This is a genomic window from Salmonella sp. SAL03688 (assembly GCF_046551895.1).
Lineage (GTDB): Bacteria > Pseudomonadota > Gammaproteobacteria > Enterobacterales > Enterobacteriaceae > Salmonella > Salmonella enterica.
Genome location: NZ_JBGDVI010000084.1, coordinates 1 through 273 on the forward strand (window position 1 = coordinate 1; position 273 = coordinate 273).

1 rRNA gene is annotated in these 273 nt (G+C 53.5%); it reads right to left on the reverse strand.

Annotated features, from left to right (window positions below):
• Positions 1–273, reverse strand: a 23S ribosomal RNA gene (locus tag ACLJR2_RS23840); the annotation flags it as partial.

The window sequence follows — 273 nt, forward strand, 5'->3', positions numbered from 1 at the left end:
GTCCGACCAGGATTAGCCAACCTTCGTGCTCCTCCGTTACTCTTTAGGAGGAGACCGCCCCAGTCAAACTACCCACCAGACACTGTCCGCAACCCGGATTACGGGTCCACGTTAGAACATCAAACATTAAAGGGTGGTATTTCAAGGTCGGCTCCACGCAGACTGGCGTCCACGCTTCAAAGCCTCCCACCTATCCTACACATCAAGGCTCAATGTTCAGTGTCAAGCTATAGTAAAGGTTCACGGGGTCTTTCCGTCTTGCCGCGGGTACAC